Origin of the sequence: Microbacterium sp. Leaf320, from assembly GCF_001423485.1 — a bacterium.
GTDB lineage: Bacteria > Actinomycetota > Actinomycetes > Actinomycetales > Microbacteriaceae > Microbacterium.
In genome coordinates this window covers 376,902-401,150 of the sequence record NZ_LMOD01000002.1, presented here as the reverse complement: position 1 = coordinate 401,150, position 24,249 = coordinate 376,902, and the positions used below count along the sequence as shown (strand labels likewise).

At 67.7% G+C, this 24,249-nt stretch carries 24 protein-coding genes; 8 read left to right on the top strand and 16 right to left on the bottom strand.

Annotation, left to right across the window (positions count from 1 at the left end; all coding sequences use genetic code 11):
* Positions 1 to 163 precede the first annotated feature (163 nt).
* From ASF63_RS06710 to ASF63_RS06685, 6 genes are all read right to left on the bottom strand, one after another.
* On the bottom strand, positions 164 to 766 hold the full coding sequence (locus ASF63_RS06710; RefSeq protein WP_056511135.1) for a TetR/AcrR family transcriptional regulator: 603 nt from the start codon (positions 764 to 766) through the stop codon (positions 164 to 166).
* Positions 767 to 769: 3 nt separating this feature from the next.
* Positions 770 to 2,059 (bottom strand): ABC transporter permease, encoded by a 1,290-nt coding sequence (locus ASF63_RS06705; RefSeq protein ID WP_056511132.1) that lies wholly within the window; start codon positions 2,057 to 2,059, stop codon positions 770 to 772.
* Entirely contained in the window at positions 2,056 to 2,766 is a 711-nt protein-coding gene (locus ASF63_RS06700; protein WP_056511129.1) for an ABC transporter ATP-binding protein, read from the bottom strand. The genes ASF63_RS06705 and ASF63_RS06700 overlap by 4 nt, the downstream gene beginning before the upstream one ends.
* Positions 2,767 to 2,985: 219 nt before the next feature.
* Positions 2,986 to 4,563 carry a S8 family peptidase gene (locus tag ASF63_RS06695; RefSeq protein WP_056511125.1) on the bottom strand — a complete coding sequence of 526 codons (1,578 nt, stop codon included), beginning with the start codon at positions 4,561 to 4,563 and terminating at the stop codon, positions 2,986 to 2,988.
* 141 nt (positions 4,564 to 4,704) lie between these two features.
* A complete protein-coding gene (locus ASF63_RS06690; protein ID WP_056511122.1) occupies positions 4,705 to 5,187 on the bottom strand; it encodes a hypothetical protein in 483 nt (160 codons plus the stop codon).
* Complete coding sequence (locus ASF63_RS06685) at positions 5,184 to 5,810, bottom strand: RNA polymerase sigma factor (protein ID WP_235560722.1); 627 nt, start codon at positions 5,808 to 5,810, stop codon at positions 5,184 to 5,186. The genes ASF63_RS06690 and ASF63_RS06685 overlap by 4 nt, the downstream gene beginning before the upstream one ends.
* Positions 5,811 to 6,113: 303 nt before the next feature.
* On the opposite strand from ASF63_RS06685, the gene ASF63_RS06680 reads away from it, so the two are divergent.
* On the top strand, positions 6,114 to 6,332 hold the full coding sequence (locus tag ASF63_RS06680; protein ID WP_056511117.1) for an SCO4848 family membrane protein: 219 nt from the start codon (positions 6,114 to 6,116) through the stop codon (positions 6,330 to 6,332).
* 99 nt (positions 6,333 to 6,431) lie between these two features.
* On the opposite strand, the gene ASF63_RS06675 is transcribed toward ASF63_RS06680, so the two are convergent.
* Together ASF63_RS06675 and ASF63_RS06670 are read right to left on the bottom strand one after the other, a co-directional pair.
* Positions 6,432 to 6,890 (bottom strand): GyrI-like domain-containing protein, encoded by a 459-nt coding sequence (locus tag ASF63_RS06675; RefSeq protein ID WP_056511113.1) that lies wholly within the window; start codon positions 6,888 to 6,890, stop codon positions 6,432 to 6,434.
* 107 nt (positions 6,891 to 6,997) lie between these two features.
* Positions 6,998 to 7,498 (bottom strand): MarR family winged helix-turn-helix transcriptional regulator, encoded by a 501-nt coding sequence (locus ASF63_RS06670; RefSeq protein WP_056511110.1) that lies wholly within the window; start codon positions 7,496 to 7,498, stop codon positions 6,998 to 7,000.
* A 114-nt stretch (positions 7,499 to 7,612) separates the two neighbouring features.
* On the opposite strand from ASF63_RS06670, the gene ASF63_RS06665 reads away from it, so the two are divergent.
* The gene (locus ASF63_RS06665) at positions 7,613 to 8,404 is read left to right on the top strand and encodes an SDR family NAD(P)-dependent oxidoreductase (RefSeq protein WP_056511106.1); all 792 of its coding nucleotides are present in this window, start codon (positions 7,613 to 7,615) and stop codon (positions 8,402 to 8,404) included.
* A 68-nt stretch (positions 8,405 to 8,472) separates the two neighbouring features.
* On the opposite strand, the gene ASF63_RS06660 is transcribed toward ASF63_RS06665, so the two are convergent.
* Positions 8,473 to 9,879 (bottom strand): MFS transporter, encoded by a 1,407-nt coding sequence (locus tag ASF63_RS06660; protein ID WP_056511103.1) that lies wholly within the window; start codon positions 9,877 to 9,879, stop codon positions 8,473 to 8,475.
* A 75-nt stretch (positions 9,880 to 9,954) separates the two neighbouring features.
* On the opposite strand from ASF63_RS06660, the gene ASF63_RS06655 reads away from it, so the two are divergent.
* A complete protein-coding gene (locus ASF63_RS06655; protein ID WP_056511100.1) occupies positions 9,955 to 10,536 on the top strand; it encodes a helix-turn-helix domain-containing protein in 582 nt (193 codons plus the stop codon).
* 4 nt (positions 10,537 to 10,540) lie between these two features.
* Here the strand turns inward: ASF63_RS06655 and ASF63_RS06650 are convergent, their stop codons facing one another.
* From ASF63_RS06650 to ASF63_RS06620, 7 genes are all read right to left on the bottom strand, one after another.
* The gene (locus tag ASF63_RS06650) at positions 10,541 to 11,680 is read right to left on the bottom strand and encodes an FUSC family protein (protein ID WP_082477893.1); all 1,140 of its coding nucleotides are present in this window, start codon (positions 11,678 to 11,680) and stop codon (positions 10,541 to 10,543) included.
* 172 nt (positions 11,681 to 11,852) lie between these two features.
* Positions 11,853 to 12,539, bottom strand: coding sequence for a hypothetical protein (locus ASF63_RS06645; RefSeq protein ID WP_056511096.1), 687 nt, complete (start codon positions 12,537 to 12,539; stop codon positions 11,853 to 11,855).
* On the bottom strand, positions 12,539 to 13,456 hold the full coding sequence (locus tag ASF63_RS06640; protein WP_056511093.1) for an ABC transporter ATP-binding protein: 918 nt from the start codon (positions 13,454 to 13,456) through the stop codon (positions 12,539 to 12,541). Before ASF63_RS06640 ends, ASF63_RS06645 begins: the two co-directional genes overlap by 1 nt.
* Positions 13,453 to 13,851: a GntR family transcriptional regulator gene (locus ASF63_RS06635; protein WP_056511090.1), complete on the bottom strand. Its 399-nt coding sequence runs from the start codon at positions 13,849 to 13,851 to the stop codon at positions 13,453 to 13,455. The genes ASF63_RS06640 and ASF63_RS06635 overlap by 4 nt, the downstream gene beginning before the upstream one ends.
* Positions 13,852 to 14,002: 151 nt before the next feature.
* Entirely contained in the window at positions 14,003 to 14,803 is an 801-nt protein-coding gene (locus tag ASF63_RS06630) for an ABC transporter permease subunit (RefSeq protein WP_056511087.1), read from the bottom strand.
* Positions 14,800 to 15,783 carry an ABC transporter ATP-binding protein gene (locus ASF63_RS06625; protein WP_056511085.1) on the bottom strand — a complete coding sequence of 328 codons (984 nt, stop codon included), beginning with the start codon at positions 15,781 to 15,783 and terminating at the stop codon, positions 14,800 to 14,802. Before ASF63_RS06625 ends, ASF63_RS06630 begins: the two co-directional genes overlap by 4 nt.
* Positions 15,780 to 16,436, bottom strand: a complete 657-nt coding sequence (locus tag ASF63_RS06620; RefSeq protein WP_056511081.1) for a TetR family transcriptional regulator — start codon at positions 16,434 to 16,436, stop codon at positions 15,780 to 15,782. Before ASF63_RS06620 ends, ASF63_RS06625 begins: the two co-directional genes overlap by 4 nt.
* A 61-nt stretch (positions 16,437 to 16,497) precedes the next feature.
* Between ASF63_RS06620 and ASF63_RS19300 the strand changes: the two genes are divergently transcribed.
* From ASF63_RS19300 to ASF63_RS06595, 5 genes are all read left to right on the top strand, one after another.
* Positions 16,498 to 17,700, top strand: coding sequence for a class I SAM-dependent methyltransferase (locus ASF63_RS19300; protein WP_056511075.1), 1,203 nt, complete (start codon positions 16,498 to 16,500; stop codon positions 17,698 to 17,700).
* Positions 17,701 to 18,158: 458 nt separating this feature from the next.
* Positions 18,159 to 19,496 carry a quaternary amine ABC transporter ATP-binding protein gene (locus ASF63_RS06610; RefSeq protein ID WP_056511072.1) on the top strand — a complete coding sequence of 446 codons (1,338 nt, stop codon included), beginning with the start codon at positions 18,159 to 18,161 and terminating at the stop codon, positions 19,494 to 19,496.
* Entirely contained in the window at positions 19,496 to 20,527 is a 1,032-nt protein-coding gene (locus ASF63_RS06605) for an ABC transporter permease (RefSeq protein WP_056511069.1), read from the top strand. The genes ASF63_RS06610 and ASF63_RS06605 overlap by 1 nt, the downstream gene beginning before the upstream one ends.
* Positions 20,528 to 20,603: 76 nt before the next feature.
* Complete coding sequence (locus ASF63_RS06600) at positions 20,604 to 21,521, top strand: glycine betaine ABC transporter substrate-binding protein (protein WP_056511066.1); 918 nt, start codon at positions 20,604 to 20,606, stop codon at positions 21,519 to 21,521.
* A gap of 288 nt (positions 21,522 to 21,809) precedes the next feature.
* Complete coding sequence (locus tag ASF63_RS06595; protein ID WP_157534258.1) at positions 21,810 to 24,110, top strand: GEVED domain-containing protein; 2,301 nt, start codon at positions 21,810 to 21,812, stop codon at positions 24,108 to 24,110.
* Positions 24,111 to 24,249 lie beyond the last annotated feature (139 nt).

The following is a 24,249-nucleotide window of genomic DNA, read 5'->3' as shown; positions in this document are numbered from 1 at the left end:
ACTGGGTGGCAGTGGGTCGGTTGCTATCCCAGTGAGAGCTTATGGTCGCCAGCTGCAAACCGTGGCGATCTCCTTAGGCGTTCGTAAGGGGATCGCTTTGCGGCACTCGTCCTACTCGCGCGCACCGAAGCCGCACAGTCCTAATTCGCGACCGATAGTTGCTTCAGAGCAGTTGGGGCCAGATCCAGGTGAGGTCGTGGAGGGTCGGGGTAGGCGAGTTTTCGAGGCCGGGCAGGGCGGACGTGAGCATGAGCGTGGAAGCGATCTGCGTGATCAATGCGGCGGAGGAGTTGAGCTCTTGCGGGGATCGGTCGGGGGCGAGATCGTTGAGTTTGAGCGTGATGATGCTTTGCACCTCGTCTGCCAGGGGTCGCATCCGCAGCGCCTGCCGTTCGGCGAGAGCGGGCGATGTGGAGAGGAGGGCGATCCGGGCCAGGAGGAGTTCGTGATCGCTGTCCCCTGGTGTTGGGAGTTGCACAAGGTTCAGGGCGCCGGCGAGCACCCCGATGGTCGTGGAGCTCAGGTACTCCCGGGCGCGCTGCTCATCGATCCAAGGGAGATCCTTGCCGAGAAGCGCGTCTTCCTTTGTGTCGAAGTGGTTGAAGAACGTGCGCTGGGCGATGCCGGCGTCCGCGCAGATCTGATCGACGGTCACCGCCGCCACGCCGTGCTCTGTGGCTAGGCGCACCGCGGCAGACTCGATGGCGCGCGCGGTGGCTCGCCCTCTGGCGTTGCTTCCCCCGCGCGCGCTCATCGTTTCCCTCATGTTCTATTCGTACCGTAGGGCGTCGATTGGGTTCTTCTTTGCTGCCCTTCGTGCGGGGAGTGTTCCGGCGAGGAAGGCGATGACGACGATGAGTGCGATGACGCCAATGATTCCGCTGGGCTGGAAGAGCAGCAGGTTGAGGCCGGAGAGGCCGGAGAGAGGCCCGCTGGCGAGTGCACCGTTGAGGGGCAGCCCGACGGCGATCGCAACGAGTACGCCGAGGGCGCTGCCGAGGAAACCGATCACGGCAGCTTCGAGGCTGAAGAGGGTGAATATGCGGCCGCTGCCCATCCCCATCGCCTTCATCAGGCCGATCTCCCTCGTTCGTTCCTGCACGCTCATCAGGAGTGTATTCACAATGCCGAACGCTGCGGCCAAGAGTGCGATGATCGCGAAGGCGTTAAGCACACCTGTGATTCCGGTGATGATCGTCTGCACGACTCCGAGTTGATCCTCGATGGTCTGGGCAGACATCCCGGCGTCGGCAATCTCCTCTTTCAGTTGCGTGATCTGAGCGCCGGAGGCATCCGCGTCAAAGTAGGCCACCGCCACCTGGTACCGATCGGGTGCGCTCGAGCCGGCTTTCTGCTCCTCGGCGATCGCCGCGACCAGCGCCGAGTTCGCGCCGGCTCCCGCGCTGAGCAAACTCGTGTTCGAGACCCCCACGATCGTGGCTGTCTCGGTGTGCTGGACTCCGGTGAGGTCTGTGAATCCGAGAGTGAGAGTCGCACCCACGGCTTCTTCGTTGCCATCCAAGCCGAGAGGATCGACGTAGTCCTCCGGCAAAATCACCTGATAGGCGGATCTCGAGGAGTCCAGTTGCTCGCCGGCGGCGAGGTCCGCTTGGGCGATCGAAGAAGTCGGAGCGATCGTGAACTGGTACTTGTCGCTGCCGCCGATCTCCACGTAGTCGATGGCGACAGTTGAGACGGGATTCACGTCACGGAGACCATCGATGCTGGCGAGAGTCAGGATGTCGGAATCGGTCAGGGTGCCCGCCTGGCCCGTGAGTGGGTTGCTGGTGCCGGTCCCAGGGCTCGAAGTGGCGGGGTCGTATTCTTGGGGGCCGCTGTCGGTCGCCGTCGCGGTTGATGCCTTTGAGATGAGGAATACGTCATTCGCGCCTAGGGAAGCGACTTGCTTGGTTACATAGTCGGACACCCCCGCGCCGAGCGCCGTCGTAAGGGTGAGGGTGAACGCGCCGATGAACAGCGCTAGTACGGTAAGGGTCGTGCGCAGCTTGTTGCGGAAAGTGTTCGCGAACGCGGTGCGGATCAGGTCGGTGGTTTTCATGCCGCCACCTCCGCGGTGTCGACGATTCGACCGTCGCGCACGAGAATCTGCCGGTCGCAGCGAGCGGCCAAATCCTCGTCGTGCGTGACGATCACGAGAGTGATCCCCTGCTCCCGGTTGAGTTGAAACAGCTCTTCCTCCACCAGGCTCCCCGTCGCGGAATCCAGGTTCCCAGTGGGTTCGTCCGCGAAGATCACCGCCGGCTCGCCGACGAGCGCGCGGGTGAGGACCACTCGCTGCTTCTGGCCGCCGGAGAGGTCGCTGGCCCGATTCTTCGCTTTGTCGTCCAACCCGAACTTTCGCAGCGCCGCAATGCCGCGTGCGCGACGCTCCCGGGCCGGGACGCCGGCAATCTTGAGGGGCAGTGTCACGTTGTCGAGAACCGACGTGTTGGCGGTGAGAAAGAACTGCTGGAAGACGAAGCCGAACCGGCGGTTGCGAAGCTCGTTCAACTGCCGCTGCCCCATACCCGCCGCGTCACGCCCCTCTACGGCGACAGCCCCCTCGTCCGGCGCATCCAGAAGGGCGAGCAGATGCATGAGCGTCGACTTGCCCGATCCGCTCTTACCCACGATCGCGACCGATTCCCCCTTTCCGATCCGCACCGTGACGTTATCAAGGGCTCGGAACCGACTCTCGCCCTTCCCATACCACTTAGACAGCCCAAGCGCCTCGAGAAGCGGCGCGGTCTCCTGATGTTGTTTCATACAGCTACTGTAACAAGTTTAGGCAGCGACTGCCATATAGTTCAGGTCCGGCTGCTGGGCAGGCTCTCTTGGAGACTTGTTGAAGGTGTCCGTTTGGGGATCGTCTCGTGAGATCCCACGCCGGTGCATCGCATCCCTCTCACACTGGTGTCCCACGTCTCACAAAGGGTGTTCGTAGGCAGTCTCTCTAGAGGGTGCCTATATGAGAAGCCCTTTCACCTACCCTCGCTCGACCGGAGACGGCAGCGTCTTGAGCACGGCGGCGACGGCCTTGGTCGCAGCATCCGCTGTCACGCCCTGCGGAGGCACCGTGCCGAGCTGGGCGGCGATCCGCCCCGCGACGTAGGGAGCCGCGAACGACGTGCCGCTCCAGATCGCGAAGCCGCCGCGGTAGTCGTCGGGGTCGATCGTCTCGCGGCGGAGCCCGTCGACATCGGCCCTCGTGGTCGCCTGCTCGCCGCCGACGAACCCCGGCGAGGTGCTGACCACCGCAGCTCCCGGCGCATACACCTGCACCCAGGGTCCGACGTTCGAGAACAGTGCGACAGAGCGAGCCGAGGGGTTGAGGGCGCCGACCGACACGTGCGGGGCATCCTTGTCGCGCGGGATGCCGTTGTCGGCACCGGGCCACGGCCAGAGCGATGCCGGGAACGACGGCCGATCGATCGCGTCGTTGCCCGCCGAGCACACGACCACGCATCCGAGCTCCCGTGCCGTGGCGAGCAGTGCGTTGAGGGTCGTGCTGAACTGACCGTCGACCGGAGTCTCGTGGTAGTACCCGAGCGACAGATTCAGCACGTCGATCGGATGCCCGGTCTTCGGGTCCTCGCGGTGGCGACGCAGCAGTTCGACCACCTGCGCGACCGTCGTCAGGAAGGTGCTCTCGTCGATCACGCCGAGAGCGCCGGCCATGCGGATCGACAGGATGTCCGCCTCCGGAGCTGCCTGCCGGATGATGCCGGCGATGAAGGTGCCGTGACCCGCGACCGCGTCGATCTCGCCGTCGAGCTGTCCGTAGAGATCGGGGTAGCGCTCGGGATCCGCCTCGTCGGTGAGCCCGACCGGCACGCCGTCGAGCTCGATGTGGCGGGTGACGATGTCGTCGGGCAGCCAGTCATGCGCGCCGCATCCGGTGTCGAGCACCGCCACCACCGGGCGACGGCCGCGTTTCGGAGCGGCGGTGCGCTGGGGTGCGGGCCCGAGCCACGCGACCGGCTGACGCGCGCCGCGTCCTGGTTCGAGGTAGTCATCGCTGCCTCCCGCGCCCCCTCCGGCGCCGCGGACCGGGTTGGTGCGGCTGAACGGGTTCGTGCGGCTGAAGGGATTCGTGCGGCTGAACGGATTGAGACCCACGGGGTCGATCGACAGCACGTGCTCGAGGCTGGTCCGGGGCATCGGCGTTCCCGAACTGCGTCGCGCGCGCTGCAGCACGCGCCAGGCGTCGGGTGGCACGGGTGATTCACCGCGCGTGGGTTCATCGGGGGTCGTCAGATGGGCCCGGAGGAAACCGGGAACGCCGGGGACCAGCGGGTCGGCGGCGCGGAGAGCATCCGGAGACTCGATGTCGAGATTCCAACCGAACGATCCGGCGGCTTCGCGCAGCTCGCGGATCTCCCGGTCGTATGCTTCCTGGCCGTTGTCGACCTGGTCCTGCGTGATCAGCAGGCGCTCCTGCAGATACGCGGTCGGGAACGCGCGGACTCCGTCGACCGGCTCTACGGACGGATCCAGTGCTGTCCCTCGACGGATCGATCCTTCCGCTCGGTCCTGCCAGCTCCACCCTTTGGGCTGCTCCATCGTCGGTCCTCTCCTCGCGGGCGGACCCGCGTCCTGTGCGGGCGGGCCCGCGATCTATGCGGGGAATCCTGCGAGGTGCGGGACTGGCCCTGCGGTGTGAGCGGGTCGCCCCGCGGTGTGAGCGGGTCGCCCCGCGGTCGATCACAACTCGAACTGCGGGGTCGACAGGATGCGCTGCTCGTCGCCGACCGCCGTCGTGAGGCGCACGAGCGTCAGCCCGTCTGGTACATCGTCGAACACGAAGCGGCCCGTGTCGCTCGCGGTCGTGGTGCGGGTCCGCTCGCCCTGGGCGAGCTCGATCAGGCCTGCCGCCGTGTCCACCCAGCCGTCGATGCGATGCGCGCCGCTCGCGGTACCCGTGACGTGCAGGAGGATGCTCGTCGTGCCGTCGCTGAACTGCAGGGTCAGCGCGTCCGCGTCTCCACGCACCGCGCCGAGCGGCTGCTCGACCAGGGTCAGCAGCGCGTACTCCGCCGACAGACCCTCGGTCGCGACGGCCGCGATCATGCGATCGATCAGCGCTGCGGGCATCGGATCGACGTCGCGCCACAGCGACCGGAGGTGCGCGAAGAGCTCGGCATCCTCATGGTTGTCGCCGCCGTTGTTGCCGTCGTTCTCGCTCATGAGGTGCCTCCCGTCTGCGGTGTCGGGGCATCGAGCAGGTCTCGCAGCTTCGCCAGGCAACGCTGTCTCGTCGGCCCGATGCTGCCCACGGCCATCCCGAGGTCGGCGGCGAGCCGCGCGTAATCCGGGCGTTCCTCGAACGCGATCACGCGCAACAGACGCTGACATCTCTCGGCGAGACGCTGCACGGCAGACCAGAGCCGGCGGTTCTCGTCGCCGGTCGCGGCACGCTCTTCGGCGGAGGCCTGCTCGGGCAGCAGGGCGTCGAGAGCATCGGCCTCTGTCGTGTCGAGTCGGTTATGAGCCTTGCCCGCACGCCAGGCCTCGCGGCGGGCGGTGGTCGTCAGCCAGGCCGAGACCGCCTTCGGATCGGCGATCGATCGGTGTCCGCGCACCAGCTGCAACCAGGTCGTCTGGATCACATCTTCGGCGAGCGTCCGCTCGAGGCCGTAGGCGCGCACCACATGCCAGAGCACAGGCGTCATCAGCCGCACGAGGTCGTCCATCGCGCGGCTGTCGCCGTCCCGCCATGCGTCGAAGAAGTCGGCGGCTCGCCTCCAGCGTGCCGCGCCGTCGTCCGGTGCAGGATCGAGGGCGGCGCCGTCGGGTGCGCCGTCGATCATGAGTCCCATTGTGATCACACCAGTAAGGAGCACGGCAAGGGTTCGGTGATACATGGACTCGGTCGGTTTTCCGGAATATCGGTGGGATTGAGTCCGAGGGTCATCTCAGGTGCCGTCTGCAGGACCGATGAGCGTCTGCGGGAACAGGGCTGCGGTCTAGTCCTGCAGGCGTGCGGTGGTCCTGCAAACGGTGGATGAGAGACGGCGGGAGACGGCGGGAGACGGCGGGAGACGGATACCGGGAGACGGATACCGGGTGACGGGGTGGCCGGGGATTCGTGCCGCGGGCGTTAGCGTGGAGGGGTGATCGCCCTCGCTGTCGTCCTGTTCCTCAACGCCGCTTTCAACGTGCTGGTGTGGCCCCGCTTCTACAAGCGCGTCGCGACCGACCCGCGGGCTCGGGATGCCGACGGCAAGGCCACGACCTTCCTCAAGGTGCACGCTGTGCTGATCGCGATCGCCCTGGTGCTCGCACTGGTCTCGGTGCTGGTCGGCGTCGCGGCACTCACCGGCGCACTCTGACCGTCAGTCGGTCGACGCCTCGGCCGCTCGAGACGTTCCCCTCATAGAGGCGGCCGCACGTCTCGCTGCGACGGCTGCTCGCCTGATAGAGACGGCTGCTCAGCTCGCTGCGACCGGTTGCTGCAGCTCGGTGATCCAGTCGGCCTGGTCTTCGGACTCCGACTGCAGGTAGACCTCGCGGCACGGCCCCACGGCCGTGGCGCCCCGCTCGGTGATCGCGGTGTTCACTGCGCCCCAGCTCTCGTCGATCGTCGCCATGGATCCATGGTGGGTGGCGGTGAACGCCGACTCGACGGCGGGCAGCTCGATGATCACGAGGCCGTCGATGGCGGGCCCGTCGTAGGTGAAGCCGACGGTGATGCGCACGCCGTGCCGGTCCATGTCGTACTCGGCGATCGGCAGGCCCGGGTTCGCACCTGATGCCAGAAGCGCATCGGCCACGCGGTCGAACAGCGGCCCGACGACCGCGGCGACCTCGGGCTGCGTGCCGACCTTCTCGGTCAGTGTCGCAAGTCGGACATAGGGAAGAGGCTTCTCGCTGATCTCCAGGGCTGACATCGTCGTCTCCTCAGGTAGGGATGTTCGGTGCGGCCGATCCTACGCATCGACACCGACATCCGACAGCATCACCGACATCCGACAGCATCACCGGCATCCGACATGCCTCATGGGCGCTCGAGGGCTGGCGGCTTCCACGCCTCGTCCGGTCCGATCGCGGTGGAGATCCTCTGACTGATCGCGCCGAGCTGGCGCGTCTGCGCGACCGTCAGGCTGTCGAAGATCACCCGCCTCACCAGCGCGTGATGCGCGGGAGTGGATTCGACGACCTTGTCGTGCCCGCTCGGCGTGAGGATGCCGAGCGTGAACCGGCCGTCGGCGGAGTCGGTCTCGCGGCGGACCCATCCTTTCGCCTCCAGGCGAGAGACAGCGCGGGAGAGCCGCGAGAGGGTGCAGCTGGCGTAGCTCGCGAGCACGCTGAGGCGCAGTGATCGATCGGGCGCGGAGTCGAGGGCGAACAGGATGCCGTGTTCGAAATGGGTGAGCCCGCTGTCTCGTTGCAGCTGGGCGTCGAGAGCGGTCGGGAGGCGCTCGATCAACGTGGCGACGGTCGCCCAGATCTCCAGTTCGTCCGCGCTCAGTGGATCGTCGATCGATTGCTCAGGCATGTCATGACACTACTTCATCTGCTCGGTCGTCACTTGCTCAGGCAAGTCAATCCACATAGAGTTACTTGCTCAGGCAAGTCAATGCGTCGCTCGGCGGCGCGAGGAGGAGTAGTCATGGATCTGCGACTGCATGACGAGAGGGCGTTCGTCAGCGGCTCTACCCAGGGCATCGGATACGCCATCGCGGCCCAGCTCGCCGCAGAGGGTGCGGAGGTGACGCTCAACGGGCGCACCGCAGAACGCGTCGACGCGGCGGTCGAGCGCCTGCGCGGCGAGCAGCCGGGGGCCCGGGTGTCGGGACTCGCGGCCGACTTCTCGGATGCCGGCGAGGTGGCGCGGCTCACGGACGCACTGGGTGATGTGGACATCCTCGTGAACAATGTCGGGCTCTTCGGTCTCGCCGACTTCGCGTCGATCAGCGACGAGGACTGGGCGCGGTACTTCGATGTCAACGTCATGAGCGGCGTGCGACTGTCGCGGGCGGTGCTCGGCGGAATGCTCGCGCGGGGTTCGGGGCGCATCATCTTCATCAGCAGCGAATCCGGGGTTAACGTACCGGCCGACATGGTGCATTACGGCATGACGAAAGCGGCGATGATCGCGCTGGGGAACGGGCTGGCGAAACTCACCCGAGGCACCGCAGTCACGGTCAACACCGTGCTCGGCGGTCCCACCTACTCGGATGGAGTGGCCGCGTCGGTCGCAGCCGTGGCCGAGGCCCAATCCCTCCCCGCGGAGGCGATGAAGGATGCGATCATCGGCCGGAACCACACGACCCTGCTGGAGCGATTCATCGATCCGACGGAGATCGCGAGCCTGGTCGCGTATCTGTCGAGCCCGCTGTCGTCGGCGACGAACGGCGCGGCGCTCCGCGCCGATGGGGGCGTGCTCACCGGGATGCTCTGACGGCCTCGGGCATCCGGCGTCTGCGGCCAGCCCCCGGGCGGAGACCAGGACATCGACGGGAGTGGGGCTCAGGCGTTCTCGTACTGCTTCGCGTGCTCGGCCCAGCGGGACTCGATCGGCAACGCGCGCAATGCACGGTTGCCCAGGGCGAGCGCGACCGCGATGGCGCAGAGCGCCGCGCAGACGAGGATCGTCCATTCGCGGCCGATCCAGGTGAGTCCGAAGCCGGCGATCAGCGGAGCGAGCGGCAGCGCGCCCATGCCCAGCACGCCGGCCGCGCTGTTCGCCCTGCCGAGCAGCTGCGTCGGCGTCGCGACCATGAAGTAGCCCATCATCCCCGCGTTGAGGGCCGGAAGCAGCAGCACCGAGGCTCCCAGAACGACCACGATCGCCCACGGTTCGGTGACCATCGAGAGCACGATCGTGCCGACGGCGACCACCGAGAGCCCGCTGATCGCGATCACGCCGGCGCGGATGCGGGGAACGAGCGTCGGCGCGACGATCGCCCCCACGAGCATGACGGCACCCACGGCCGCGCTGAGCGAACCGATCAGCAGTTCGGAATAGCCCTCCTGCTGCAGCGCGTAGATCGTGGTCGTGATCGCGGCGTTGAAGCCCAGGTTGATGACCGTGATGATGAGCAGCACGCCGCCGAGATCGGGTCGCGAGAGCAGCCACGTGAAGCCCTCGCGCAGTTCGGCCCATGCGCTGGTCTTGCCTTGGGTACTCACATCCGCCGCGGTGTCCACGGGAAGACCCAGACCATCCGCCGGATCCACGGCGAGTCCCACGGCGACACGCTCGTCGCCGACCGGATGCTCTCGTTTTTCCCGCCGGGCGGCTGCAGCGTCGGCATCCGCTCCTGTGTCGATGATCCCGGCGCGGCGCACCTCGCGCTGCAGCATCCACGCCGTCACCGCCGCGACCGCGTGGCAGAGCGTCATGACGGCTCCGACGAGCCATCCGCCGACGCCCAGCAGCAGGCCGCCGAGCGGGCCGCCGGCGAGCTGGATCGCAGCATCACGCCCCTGATTCGCAGCCTGCGCGCGGCCCATGGCGTCGTCGGGCACGATCTCCTTGATGGCGCTCTCGCCGGCGACGTCGAACAGTCCGCTGCGCGCCGCCAGCAGCACGTCGGCGATGAGGAGCGTGGCGAAGGTCAGTGCGCCGCCGAGCGCCAGCAGGGTGAAGGCGCCCGCCAGCAGGATGCCGATCAGCGAGCCGATCAGCATCAGTAGGATGCGCCGGTGACGATCGGCGAGGATGCCGCCGGCGAGCGTGAGCAACAGCCGGGCGACCATGCCCGCGCCGCCGATGATGCCGGCCTGCGCGGGGTCGTTCGTGACGATCAGGGCGAGCAGCGGGATCGCGAAGGCGAACAGGGCGGCCGCCAGCCCCTTGCTCGTGTCGCTCACGAGCCAGGTCAGGTATCGGGTGTTGCGCCACAGACGGTGGGGCTCGGTCACGGTCGTCATGCTACTCACCGTAATTGCGCAAGAACAGTTGCGCAATACTTATTGCGCAACTTCCTGTGCGGATACACTCTCGGTATGGCGGAGGCGAAGAACGACGCGGACCAGGTCTGGATGACGTCGGCGATGCTCAAGGCCTACGCGCATCCGCTGCGTCGTCAGATGATCCGGCTGTTCTCGCGTCGCGAGCACCTGCGTGCGGCCGACGTCGCCGCCGACCTCGACGTGCCGGCCAACAGCGCGAGCTTTCACCTGCGGGTACTGGCCGATGCGGGCCTCATCGAGGAGGCTCCCGAGCATGCCCGCGACCGCCGCGACCGCGTCTGGAAGTCGCGCAGGGGATCGTTCAATGTCGGCGGGCCCGAGCACCCGGTGCCGGACGAAGCTCTGGGCACGGCCATGGTCCGTTCGGTCGCCGACGATCATCAGGACATGCTGAACCGCGTGGTCGCCTGGACTCCCGAATATCTCTCGGGTCGAGCGGCCGAGGTGCATGCCCACTTCTCGCAGCGCATGGTGCGCCTCACCGAGGCCGAGTTCGAAGCCGTGATGGAGCGCGTGCAGGAGGTCATCACCGAGGCGGTCGACGCCCACGACAAGGACGACCCCGCCGGGCGCTCATGGCAGGTCGACATCCTCGCCGCCGACGACACGATCTGAACCGCTACGCTCCTGCGCTCTCGGGACGGTCGCCATCCGCCTCGTCGGTCTCGCGGTGGCCGCTGAGGATCAGGATGCGGCGCAGATGCATGGCTGCGAGCACACCGGGTCCCATCGAGCGGCGCACGTCGATGGTGCGGACGTCGACCGTCTCGAGCAGCAGGCGGATCGCCCGCGCCGCCTCGGCCCTGGCGCGGTGGTCTGCGGCGGTCAGCGGCTCCTCCTGGCCGATGACGTCGGCGACGGCATGGCACGCGGCCGACAGCGGCTCGGGCAGTGCGGGATCGAGCGCGAGGGCGCCCGGTCGGTCCCAGATGGTGTCTGCGATCTCGTCGGAGATGTCGCGGATGAGGTGGGCGACCCGATCGAGGCGCGTCAGGTCGGCATGGATGTGCTGCGTCTCGCCCCGTCGACCGCGCGCCCTGACGTTGCCGCGCCGACTGTCGTCCGCATCGGCCAGAGCCTCTCGCAGAGCCGAGGTCGTGTCGGCGAGAGACGCCGCATCGTCCGCCCATTTCTCATGCTCGGGCGGCCAGGATTCCGCTACGGCCGAGCCGATGTCGTGCAGGTGAGTGCTCAACTGCTCACGGAACGCGTCGACCCGTGCGGCTGCGGCGAGCGTCAGCGGGGCCGGTGCGATCACCACGTTGACGATGAGGCCGATGGTGACGCCGACCGCCATCTGCACCAGGTACCCGAGCGAGTAGTCGTCGGCGTTCTGGCCGCCGATGATCAGCACGAACAGCGCGGCGACGGGCACATACTCGCGGGCGGCGCCGAACCATCCGGTGCCGGAGATGAGCATGCCGACCCCGACCACGACGGGGATCGTCCACCATGTCGGGCCGACCGTCATCACGACGAGGAGGGCCAGGCCGATGCCGGTGGCGAGGCCGAGCAGCGTCTGCAGGCCCGAACGCAGCGACCCCATGAGGGTCGGGTACATGCTGACGAGCGCGCCGAGCGGGGCGTAGTAGGGGTACTCGTCGGTGATGCCCGGCATGTGCGGGGCGATGGTCCAGGCGAGACCCACGGCGAGCGTGGTCTTCGCCACGAGCAGGAGGCGGGCCGGATGCACGGCTTCGCGGATCTCGAGTGCGGCCCCCGAGCGGCGCGCTCGGAGTCGCGTACTGATGGTGGTCACGGCATCCCTTCGTCATCCTCCCCGCAGGTGACGCTATCCGCTGCGCCTTCGTGCTCGCACCGGGTTGCGTCCTGCGCTCGCGGCGAGTAGCGGGCGCAGACGCGACGACGCCGGCCGCCCTGTGAGGAGCGACCGGCGTCGAGGGTCGAGCGGACCCCGAAGACCCGGAGGATCAGGGAATCGCTCGGCGGAACGCGAGGAACGAGACGCCGACGAGAATCACGGTGGCGACGAGTCCCCAGAGTGCGAGTCCGAGTGCACCCGCATCGAGGATGCCGGTCCACACCTGCCCCCAGAGATCGAGTCTGGTCGCGAGGAACGCGAGTCCGACGAGGACCAGCGCGAGGCCGACACCGACGATGGTGAGCACCGTCGGGCCCCAGCTCTTGTAGATCGTCGCGCCGGTGAAGCCGACGACGAACAGGAAGAGCGCGAGGGTGAAGTAGACGATGAAAGCCCCGAGCGGGCCCGCCTCCCACAGCCACGGCAGGTAGAACACGTAGCCGTTGACGCCGTATCCGTTGGTCAGCGTCTCGATGGCGCCGCCGATCAGGAACACCACGCCCATGAACGCGCTGCCGAGGATCGCCGTGAGCAGCGTGCCGAAGAAGAAGTCCCGGCGCGTGATGCTCATCGCCTGCGAGAACGGGAAGGTGAGCGTCATGGCCGAGATGCCGATCGCGAAGAAGTACCAGAGCGGCGCCTGGCCGCCACCGCCGTACTTCGGGGTGTCGACGGGGATCATCGCGTAGATGAGCACCGAGATCACGACCGCGGAGCCGAGGATGATCAGCGGCACCCAGATGAACGTCTGGCGGTTGATCAGCTGCAGGCGGATGACATTGAGTGTGCGTCGCATCAGCGCACCTCCTCCTTCACATCGGAACCTCTCGTTGCGGAATCCGCCTCTGCCCTCTGGGTGAGCCGGACGATCAGCTGCTGCAGTGAGACGGGTGCGAGATCGAGACCGGCTGCCATGACCTCGGCGCGCTCGGCGGGCGACAGCGCTCCGAGCACCGTGACGGATGCCACGCGGCCGAGCGCCTCGCGGTGCAGTACCTCGCGGCCGGAGGCCCACGCGTCGACCTTGGCCGCATCTCCGACCACGGTGACGGCACGGTCGCGCACTGCATCCGTGTCTTCGTTGAGCAGGATCTTGCCGTTGTCGATCACGATGACCTTCTCGATGAGGTTCGAGACCTCGTCGATCAGGTGCGACGAGAGCACGATCGTGCGCGGATGCTCGGCGTAGTCCTCGAGCAGGCGGTCGTAGAAGATCTGCCTGGCGACCGCGTCGAGACCCAGGTACGGCTCGTCGAAGAAGGTGAGCTCGGCTCGCGAGGCGAGCCCGATGATGACCCCGACGGCCGAGAGCTGGCCGCGGGAGAGCTTCTTGATCGTCTGCTTCATCGGCAGCTGGAACTGCTCGATGAGTTCGTCGGCGAGCTCCTGGTTCCAGTTGTGGAAGAACAGGCTCGCGGCCTTGAACGCGTGACGCGGGTAGGCGTCATCCGGATACTTCTGGCTCTCGCGGACGAAGCAGATCCGGTTCAGGACCCGCGCGTTCTCGTAGGGGTGCTCGCCGAAGACGCGCACGGTGCCGGACGACTCGAAGTTCTGCGCGGTCAGGATCGACATGAGCGTCGTCTTGCCGGCGCCGTTGCGTCCGAGCAGGCCGTAGATCGCGCCGCCCTCGAGGCTGAGCGACACATTGTCGAGCGCGTTCTTCTCCTTGTAGTGCTTGGTGAGGTTCTGGACCTCGATGACGGCGGTCATGCGGTGGTCTTCCCTTCGGTGAGGTCTGGCTGTGCTGGCTGTGCTGCCCGCTCGCGGAGCAGTGCGGCGAGGTCTTCGGCGCCGAGCCCCAGCGTGCGGGCCTCGGCGAGGAGCGGGTCGATGTAGCGGTCGGCGAATGCGGCGCGGCGCTCGCCGAGGAGCAGATCCTTCGCCCCGGCGGCGACGAACATGCCGATGCCGCGGCGCTTGTACAGCACTCCCTTGTCGGTGAGCATGGCGACTCCCTTGGCTGCTGTCGCGGGGTTGATCCGGTAGAAGCCGGCGAGCTCGTTGGTCGAGGGCGCCTGCGACTCCTCCTCGAGCGAGCCGTCGAGGATAGAGTCCTCGATCTGCTCGGCGATCTGGAGGAAGAGCGGCTTGCCTTCTTCGATCACGAGTCCTCCGCTGTGGTTAGTGGGTTAGTTACTCGACTATGTAACCACTGAACCTCGGGTGTGTCAACCCGTTTTTCGGACAGGCACGGCTGGTGCAGTGTGGAACTGACCCCGTCTGGCGGTGGCGGTGGTGGTGGCGGCGCGAACGGTGTCAGCCGCGCACGTCGCGCGCGCGGAAGGCGAAGACCGACGCCACGACGAACACGAGAGCCAGGCCCCAGGTGAGGGCGAGCCCACCGGCATCCACACCCTCGGCGAGGGGCGGCTGACGGTACACCCAGGCGTACGGGGAGAGCGCGTTCAACCACTCGAGGTCGTCGGACTGTCGGGCGATCGCCTGCAGGACGTACCCGACCACGGCGATTCCTGCGCCGACGCCCGTCGCCCAGATGCGGCGACCCGTCGCTGCGCCGGCGAGCAGAGCGGCGGATGCCGTGAGGAACGAGAGTCCGGTGAGCGCGGCGCTCGCTCCGACGATGCGCCAGCCTTCGAGGCCGAGCTCGGCCGAGTCGTTCAACGCCCAGACGACGACCCCCGAGAAGACGCCGAGCCACAGCAGTCGCACGAGCACGGCGAAGGCCGACTCCAGCGCATACTGGCCGCGGCCGATGCCGTGCGCGAGGTCGAGTTCGGCCCGCCCGCTCTCTTCGGCGCCGGCGATGGCGGCCGAGCCCCAGGTCACCGCTGCGATCGTGAGCAGAAGGAAGCCGATCAGGCCGAAGAACGTGCTCTGCGCGTATCCGGCGCCGGTCGCGATCTGGTCGTACCCGAGGGTGTCGACGAGTTCCTTCGGCAGCGACGAGATCATGGCCTCGAGCTGGCCGTCGCCGGCGAGGCTCGGATACAGCGGCAGATAGAGGAACAGCACCGCGGCGAGACCGACGGTCCATCCGAGCAGGCTTCGCCAGGACTCGCGCAAGCTTCGCCGGAACACGGGCAGGATGCCGTTCATCTCTGCTCCTCCCTGTCGCGTCGCGATCGTCGGGTCGCGGGTCGGGCGGATGCCGGAGTGGCAGAAGCGCCGTACAGCCGCAGCACCGACTCTTCGAGGTCGGGTTCCTCCACGGTCAGATCGCGCACCTCGAATCGGGCGAGCACCTTGATGAACGGATCGATGGCGCCGTCGATCGTGCCGGACAGCTGCAGGATGCCGTCGGCATCGCTCGCATCGATGCCGGTGAGACCGGGCACGCGGTCGAAGTCGGCGCGGGTGGCCGCGGCATCCGTCGTCGAGATCTCAGCGCGCACGCGGCGGATCGATCCCAGGCGCAGCGAGGCGACGTCGCCGTCGGCGACGACCCGTCCGTTCGCGAGCACCGCGACCTCGTCGGCGGTCTGCTGGATCTCGCTGAGCACGTGCGAGCTGAGCAGCACGGTCTGCCCCGCGTCCTTCGCCTCGCGTACCATCTGCAGGAACTCCCGCTGCACCAGGGGGTCGAGGCCGCTGGTGGGTTCGTCGAGGATCAGCAGCTCGGGCCGGTGCATGAAGGCCTGGATGAGCCCGACCTTCTGCTTGTTGCCCTTCGACAGTGTGCGGACCGGGCGCGACAGGTCGACGCCGAGACGGTCGGCGAGATCGCGGCCGGTGCGGAGGGTCGCGGTTGCGTCGCGGGATCCCGAGACCTGGGCGTAGAACGCCAGCATCCGGTGTCCGCTCGATCGCCCCTCGAGGTGGAGCTCGCCCGGCACGTAGCCGATGCGTCGACGCAGCGCTGCGCCGCCGTGCCGGGGGTTCTCGCCGAGGACGCGCACCGAGCCGGATGATGGGCGGATGACGTCGACGAGTGTGCGGAGGGTGGTCGTCTTGCCAGCCCCATTGGGGCCGATCAGTCCGAAGACCGTTCCGGGGCGTACGTGCAGGTCGAGCTCGTGCAGCGCGATGCGACTGCCGTAGCGCTTATGCAGACGGTCGATCTCGATCGTGTCGGTCATGATGCGTCTCCTCTCGGGGTGTTCCCCTCGGCCGCGAGTGCGTCTCGTGCGCCGTCGAGCAGTGCGGTCGTCGAATAGATGCCGTGAGTGAGCAGTTCGAGCGTCGGCAGGGTGGTGCGCAGGAGCCCCGCCGGGCTCAGCTGGTCGGTGCCCAGTGCGCGAGCGATCTGCGCACGCATGACGACGGGGGCGAGTCCGATCAGCGTCAGCAGCATCGTCGTCATCTCGGGGTCGCTCATCGGCTCGAGCATCCCGGCCTCGCGCTGATCGGCGAGCACATCGCGGGTGTTGGCCAGGAAGCTGTCGAACAGCCGATCGGCGGCGGCCGAGCCGTCGGCGAGCATGCGCGCGAGGTAGTCGATATAGGGGCCGTAGCGCTCGAGGTCGTTGAGGGCGGTGCGGATGCGGTCGCGGGTCGGCGCGACGATGAGGTCGTGGTCCTCGTCGATGAAGACGCCGACGACATAGTCGTCGCACGCCGTGCGCAGGGCGTTCTTGTCGCCGAAGTGGTGCACGATCAGCGCCGCGCTGACGCCGGCCTGAGTGGCGATCGTCCGCATGCTGGTGGCGTCGTATCCGTCGCGCGCGAAGGCGGCGATCGCGGCGTCGCGGATGCGCGCGCGTGCGGTGAGATCGTCAGAAGCTGAACGCATGTACAGAAGGCTAAACACTTGTTCAGCTCTCGTCAAGAGGTCCCGCTCGTAGTCTTGAGGGGTGGACTTCCCCTATAGCCGCCTGCGCCGCTGGCCCGATGTCGAGGCCGACAACCTCCAGGCGTATGACGCGACCGACCTATTGCTGGTCGAGCGCGGGCTGGCGTCGGGGGTCGCCGGAAACGAGATCGCGGTGATCGGCGACGAGTACGGGGCGATCACGCTCGCACTCGCGGCCGCCGGTCTTGACGGCGTGCGCGTGCATCAGGACCTCGCAACCGGACGGCGTGCCCTCGCACGCAACGCCGATGAGCTGGGTCTGTCGGGATTCTCGTCGCACGAACTCGATGCGACACTGCTCGATGGGGCACGACTCGTGCTGCTGCAGCTGCCCAAGGCGCTCGCCGAGCTCGAGGAGATCACGGATGCCGTCGCCCGCTGGTCCGCCTCGGATGTCGTGCTCGTCGCCGGAGGCCGGGTGAAGCACATGACCATCGCGCAGAACGAGGTGATCGGGCGCGGTTTCGCCGAGGTGCAGGCGCAGCGAGCCGAACGGAAATCGCGCCTCGTGATCGCGAGTGAGCCGCGGCCGGTGCCCGCTCACCCGCCCTTCCCGGTGGTGGCGAAGCACGACGGACTGACTCTGGTCGCCCACGGCGGCGCATTCGCGGGGGCGAAGCTCGACATCGGCACACGGGTTCTGCTCGAGGTGCTCGGTCTCGACGGTTCACGACTCAGCATCGATGCACCTGACCCGACCGGAAGCGCGCCGGAAACGGCCGATCCGGCCGATCCCTCCTGTGTTGTGAACGGCGACGAGTCGAGCCCGGCCACGACCGTCGTCGACCTCGGCTGCGGAACCGGTGCGCTCGCCGCGTCATACGCTCTCGCGCACCCCGAAGCCCGCGTCATCGCCACCGACCGATCGGCCGCAGCTGTCGCCTCCGCCCGCGCCACTGTGGCCGCGAACGGCGTCGGCGATCGGGTCGCCGTCATGCACGACGACGCCGGATCCGCACTCGCCGACGCCAGCGTCGACGTCGTACTGCTCAATCCGCCGTTCCACCTCGGCAGCAGTGTGCACACGGGCGCTGCGACGCGTCTGTTCGAGGCTGCTGCCCGCATCCTCCGCCCCGGCGGCGAGCTCTTCACGGTCTTCAACTCCTCGCTCGGATATCGCGCCGAACTGACCCGTCTCGTGGGTGCCACCGAGCAGCTCGAGCGCACTCCGAAGTTCACGGTGACGCGCAGCATCCGCCGCTGATCGCGTGCGCCCCGGCAGCCCGATCGCGCCTCCGTGGTCCGAATCTCCGGAATCCGGACTTGTGAGGCGTGATCCGACTGCGGAAGCGCCCAGGGCCCGTCCCGCGAAGCGCCCGAAACGCCCGCGTGACACCGCACCACGGCCATGGCCGAAACCCGCACAATCCCCCGGTCAGCCGACGGAACTGAACGTCGCTCGGGATTACGGATTTGCCCCTGACCGGCCATTTCGTTACGTTGGTTGGTGGGCCTGACGGCCCGAAGACCAGTCCGCGATCACGTCCTTCTTTCGAATGTGCTGTGCTGCGAAGAGGCGTGGACGTACGGTCGATGCTCTATCGCGGTGGATCCGAAATCCGCCGTCCGCGCCGCCACAGCACCATGTCGAAACGGCCGGGAGGATCACCCGGGCGTAACCGAAGCAGGCTCAGCCAGCCGAAGGCGAGCCGCAGGGGAAACGTGTCCGAAATCGCTCTTGAAGCGCGCAATCTGTACAAGGTGTTCGGGAAGAATCCGAGCAGTGCCGTCCGTCGACTGAAGGCCGGTGAGAGCAGATCCGCGGTCAGCGACGCAGGAACCGCCGCCGTCATCGACGCCAGTTTCACGGTCAACCGGGGTGAGATCTTCGTGATCATGGGGCTCTCAGGCTCCGGCAAGTCCACCATCATCCGCATGCTCAACGGGCTGCACGAGGCGAGCGATGGTTCCGTCGTCGTGAACGGCGACCCCATCACCGGCATCCCCTCGTCGCGTCTGCGCGAGATCCGCCGCGACCGCATCTCGATGGTGTTCCAGCACTTCGCACTGCTGCCGCACCGCACGGTCGCCGCGAACGTCGCCTACCCGCTCGAACTCAAGGGGGTCGGCAAGGACGAGCGCCTGAAGAAGGCCGAGGAGATCCTCGCCCTGGTGGGACTCGAGGGCCAGGCCGACAAGCTGCCGTCCGAGCTCTCCGGCGGCATGCAGCAGCGAGTGGGCATCGCCCGTGCGCTCGCCGCCGACTCCGACATCCTGCTCATGGACGAGGCGTTCAGCGCCCTCGACCCGCTGATCCGTCGCGAGATGCAGGAGCAGCTGCTCGAACTTCAGGAGAAGCTGCAGAAGACGATCGTCTTCATCACCCACGACCTCAACGAGGCCATGTTCCTCGGCGACCGCATCGCCGTGATGCGCGACGGCCGCATCGTGCAGATCGGCACGCCCGAAGACATCCTCACCGACCCCGCCAACGACTACGTCGAGCAGTTCGTGCAGGATGTCGACCGCGCCCGGGTGCTCACGGCCGCGAACGTCATGGAGCGCCCGCGCCCGGTCGTCGCCGAGACCGCCGGGCCTCGCACGGCGCTCCGCCAGATGCGCGACGCGTTCATGTCGGCGACCTACGTCACGGGTCGCGACCGCAAGCTGCTCGGGATCGTCACCGACCGGGATGCGGTCAAGCTCGTGCGTCAGGGTGTCTCGACGCTCGAGTCGATCATCAAGCCGGTGCCGCAGAGCGTCAGCAAGGACGAGGTTCTGATGAACCTCTTCATCCCGTCTGTCGAGTCGCCGCTGCCCCTGGCCGTGGTGGATGCCGAGGGGCGCCTCGTCGGCGTGATCCCGCGCATCACCCTGCTCGCAGCCCTGGGCCCCGGCCCTGGCGCCACCGGTGAGCTCACCCTGCCGCTTCTTCCGATGCCGCAGGCCGAGATCGATGCAGTACTCGATGACGGATGGACGGCCGACCCCCACCCGGTCGTTGAGCGAGGAGCGCAGCACCGAGACGAAACGCAGCCGACGACGGAGGAGGTGCGCTGATGGATGGTTTCCGCATTCCCCTCGGCAGCTGGGTCGCAACAGGAGTCGACTGGATCAAGACGAACCTCGACGGTCTGCTCGACGTCATCTCGTTCGTGGTGAGCTTCCTCGTCGACGGTCTCACCCGCGCCCTGCTCAGCCCGCATTTCGCGGTCATCATCGTGATCGCCGCGCTCATCGCCTGGCTCGTCCGGTCGTGGCAGCTCGCTATCGGCACGGTCGTCTCGTTCGGCCTGATCGTGGCCATGGGCCTCTGGGTGCCGGCGATGCAGACGCTCGCCCTCGTGCTCGTCGCCGCGGTGATCGCCGTGCTGATCGCGGTGCCGCTCGGCATCTGGTCGGCCCGCAACGCGACCGTGCGTGCGGTGCTCAAGCCCGTGCTCGACTTCATGCAGACCATGCCGGCGTTCGTCTACCTGATCCCGGCGATCGTGTTCTTCAGCATCGGCGTCGTGCCGGGTCTCGTCGCGACCGTGATCTTCGCGCTTCCTCCGGGCGTGCGACTGACCGAGCTCGGCATCCGCGGTGTCGACTCCGAGACGGTCGAGGCGGGTCAGGCGTTCGGCGCGAAGCCGGGGCAGATCCTGCGCGGCATCCAGCTTCCGCTCGCGATGCCGACGATCCTCGCCGGCGTCAACCAGGTCATCATGCTCGCGCTGTCGATGGCGGTCATCGCCGGTATGGCGGGCGCCGACGGCCTCGGGAAGATCGTCGTCGAGGCGATCTCGACCATCAACATCGCCAAGGGCGTCGAGGCCGGTCTGGGCGTCGTGCTCATCGCCGTGTTCCTCGATCGCGTCACGGCAGCGCTCGGCGACCTCGGCAGCAACCGCTCGTCGCTGCTCGGGATGCTGGCGCGTCGTCGCACGCAGCAGCGTCTCGCCGCGGCATCCGCAGCGTCGGAGGTGGCTGTTTCGGCCGCATCCGCTCCCGCATCGGCTGAGGCAGCCGCTGCGAAGGATGCCGAGGACGAGGCAGAGCGCCAGAAGGCCGCACCGCGCCGCACCGCCGTCGGCGGCGGCGTGCACTGACTCATCCCTTCCGCACAAGAGAACACGCAGTACACAGCAACACAGCACCCATATATACGGAACGAGAGACATACACATGAAGAAGAAGATCCTGACGATCGCGGCCATCGGCGCCGCAGCGACACTGACCCTCGCCGGCTGCAGCGGCGACGGCATGGGCGGCACCGGCGGAGGCACCGGCGGCGAAGAATCCGGTTCGGGCGACAAGGGCACGATCACCCTCGGGTTCCTGCCCTCGTGGACCGACGGCCTGAGCACCGCGTACCTGCTGCAGGACCAGCTCGAGAAGATCGGCTACAACGTCGAGATGAAGACGCTGACCGAAGCGGGCCCGCTGTACACCGGCCTCGCGCAGGGCGACGTCGACATCTACCCGTCGGCCTGGCCCGAGCTGACCCACGCCGAGTACATGAACACCTACGGCGACAACATCGAGGATCTCGGTGCGTACTACGACAACGCGAAGCTGACCATCGCGGTTCCGGAGTACTCCGAGCTGAACTCGATCGAGGACCTCGCGGGCAAGGGCGCCGAGTTCGACGGCAAGATCTTCGGCATCGAGCCCGGAGCCGGTCTCACCGCGCAGACCCAGAAGATGATGCCCGAGTACGGTCTCGACAGCGAGTACGAGCTCGTCACCTCCTCGACTGCGGCGATGCTCACCGAGCTGAAGTCCGCGACCGACAAGGAAGAGGACATCGTCGTGACGCTGTGGCGTCCGTTCTGGGCCAACGACGCGTTCCCGCTGAAGGATCTCGAAGACCCCAAGGGCGCCATGGGCGAGTCCGAGGCTCTGCACTTCCTCGGCACGAAGGGCTTCGCCGAGGAGTTCCCCGAGGCCGCTGAGCTGATCGAGCAGATCAAGCTCGACGACGAGCAGTACGGCTCGCTCGAGGACCTGGTCGTGAACGAGTACGGCGAGGGCAAGGAAGCGGATGCCGTCGACGCCTGGCTCGAGGAGCACGGCGACCAGTTCGACTGGGTCGTCAGCTGACCTGACTCACGGGAACGAGTCCGTCCTCACGCGGGTGGACTCCCCTCCGATGGGCGGAGGATCTGTCACGGATCCTCCGCCCATCGCTGTGTCGGGGCGGGTGTATTGATGTACCGAAACAGCGGCCATGCACCCCCGTCACGATGTCGCGAGCCCCACGTCTTGTGAGTGCCGTCGAAAGATCGACGACACCCCAGACATGCTTCGCCGGGGCTGATTGCCATGCGCATCGGTCCGTTGCTCGGATCCCGGAACTCCTGCGAGATGTCCCTGTGATTCGAGGACCTCATGACAGCACCCGCACCGGCATCCGCACCCGTACCCCGAGGGCGCCGTCGCCTCCGAACGATCCTCGGAGTCGCGTTGATGGGCGCGATCCTGCTCGCCGGCGGGCTGCCGATGACGCAGCAGCCGGCAGAGGCCATCGAGGAAGCGCTGAGCACGACGCGCACCGCGACGAGCGCGACCATGAACTACCGCGGCGGAGTCACGGCCACACTGACGGTGAATCCGGCCACCACGAAGTCGGGATCGGCTGGCGTGCAGTTCCTGGCGACCACGCCGCACAACGGATACGGCGCGACCAACGCGATGTTCGCGCCCGGCCTGGACGTCGCGACCACGCCGACGGTAGGACTCGAGGCCGGCGCCGGCATGTGCGACGGCCTGGACTTCTCCGGCTACTGCGCGAACAAGAACGGCACCCTCACCGTGGCATTCAGCCGCGCGGTCACGGATCCGATCATCGACATCTCCGGTCTCGGCGGCTACGCCCAGTGCGTGGAGGAGCGCAATACAGCCGACACGTTCTGCGAGATCATCACCGGCAACGGATTCACGATGAAGACGGATGCCGATGGTGACCGCACAGCCGCGGGCTGGATCGCCATGCAGATGGACATCGTGACACCCGGAGTGACCTTCGCTCCGATCGCCGGCGCGCAGAACCTCAGCGTCACCCCCACCACGCTCACCGCTGCGACGAAGACGAGCAGCTCGCGGTGCAACACCATGCTCCCCACTGCGGCCGAGCTGGCTGGGCGGACGATGACCAGCACCGCGCTCGCCGGCTGCGGCTCCGTCGTGCTGAAGGGCACCTTCCAGACGGTCACCATGAATCTCGGCACGCACATCCAGCGGGCGCCGGCGGCGGGTGGCTGGGCGAACGGGTACAACACCTACGACCCGGGCAAGAGCCTCGGCGACCTGATCCGGCTCTCGATCCGGCTGCAGGAGGACATGGGCGACGCGCCGAGCAGCTACGACGCCGCTCAGGCCGCGGTGCACGTCCAGGGGCCGCTGCGCCTCGGTGCGAGCATCACATCGGATGCCGACGCGACGGCCAAGCCGACGCTCTCGCCGAACGCCGGTGCAGGAGCCTCGCTCGACACGGATGACGCGATCGCCGACGGCATCCGGGCTCCGCGCGCGATCCGCGGCACCGCGTACTCGCTGCCGATCCCGCTGTCGGGCACCACGTCGCCCGGCACGGTCGCCGGATGGATCGACTTCAACAAGAACGGCATCTTCGATGCGACCGAGCGCGTGCAGGCCGCATTCCTCGCCGGTGCGACCTCGGTGAATCTCGCGTGGACGGTGCCGGGCACGGCCGTCGTGGGTGACACGTACCTGCGTCTGCGCACATCGTTCACCGCTGCGGAAGTGGCTGACCCGCGAGGCATCTCGCAGTCCGGTGAGGTCGAAGACTACATCCTCACCCTCGCCGCGGCGGCACCCGCGATCGAGGTCGTCAAGCTCGTGAACGGCGACGACGCGAACACCGCGCCGGGAGTCGCCGTCGACGCCGGATCGGCGATGACGTTCGAGTTCCGAGTCACGAACACGGGCAATGTCGTGCTGACCGCCGTGCAGCTCGCGGATGACGTCATCGCGGCCGCCTCGATCCTTCCCGTCGGCGCGTGGGACGGCACGCTCGATCCGGGGGAGTCGGTCGTGTTCACCGCGACCTACCCCGCCCCGACCACGGGCGGCGTGCTGCACAAGAACACGGCGACCGCCTCAGGGCAGCCGGCGTCGGGCGGGGCTCGGGTCACGGACACCGATCCGGCCCACGCGACCACGCGTGAGGTGCTGGCCTCGCTCATCGTCGAGAAGCTCGGCGAAGACGTCAACGGCGACTGGGTGCGGATGGACGGGTCGGGCTTCCGGCTGCTCGCCGACGCCGCGGGGGTTCCCGGTGCGCCGGTGACTCCCGGGCTGATCGCCGGGGCCGAGGTCGGGCTGTTCACCGCCGCGGGCCTGCGCCCTGGCACGTACTGGCTCGAAGAGACGACGGCGCCGGAAGGGTTCTCACTCCTCGCCGAGCCGGTGAAGATCATCGTGTCAGCGGCCGGTGTGCTGTCGATCGCCGACGGGCAGTCGAGTCCGCAGGTCACCCTCGCCGGCAGCACGGTGTCGGTGCGGGACGTGCCGGTGTTCGAGCTGCCGGCCGCGGGCGGAACGGGGACGCACGGCTTCACGCTCACCGGAGGTCTGCTGATCGCGCTCGCGATCGCGGGCGTGGTCGCGCTGGAGATCCGTCGAGCACGGCGTGGGCGTCGCGAGGAAGTGCTCGACGCCGTCAGCTGACCCGGGTCGAGTCGTCTGCGATCGGGAGGAGATCGGCGCTCGGGAGGGGGTCCCCGGTGGATCCTCCTCCCGATCGCCGTTCACCTCCCGATCGCTGGTCGTCTCCCGACACGGCGACTCCCGACACGGCGCCACCCGG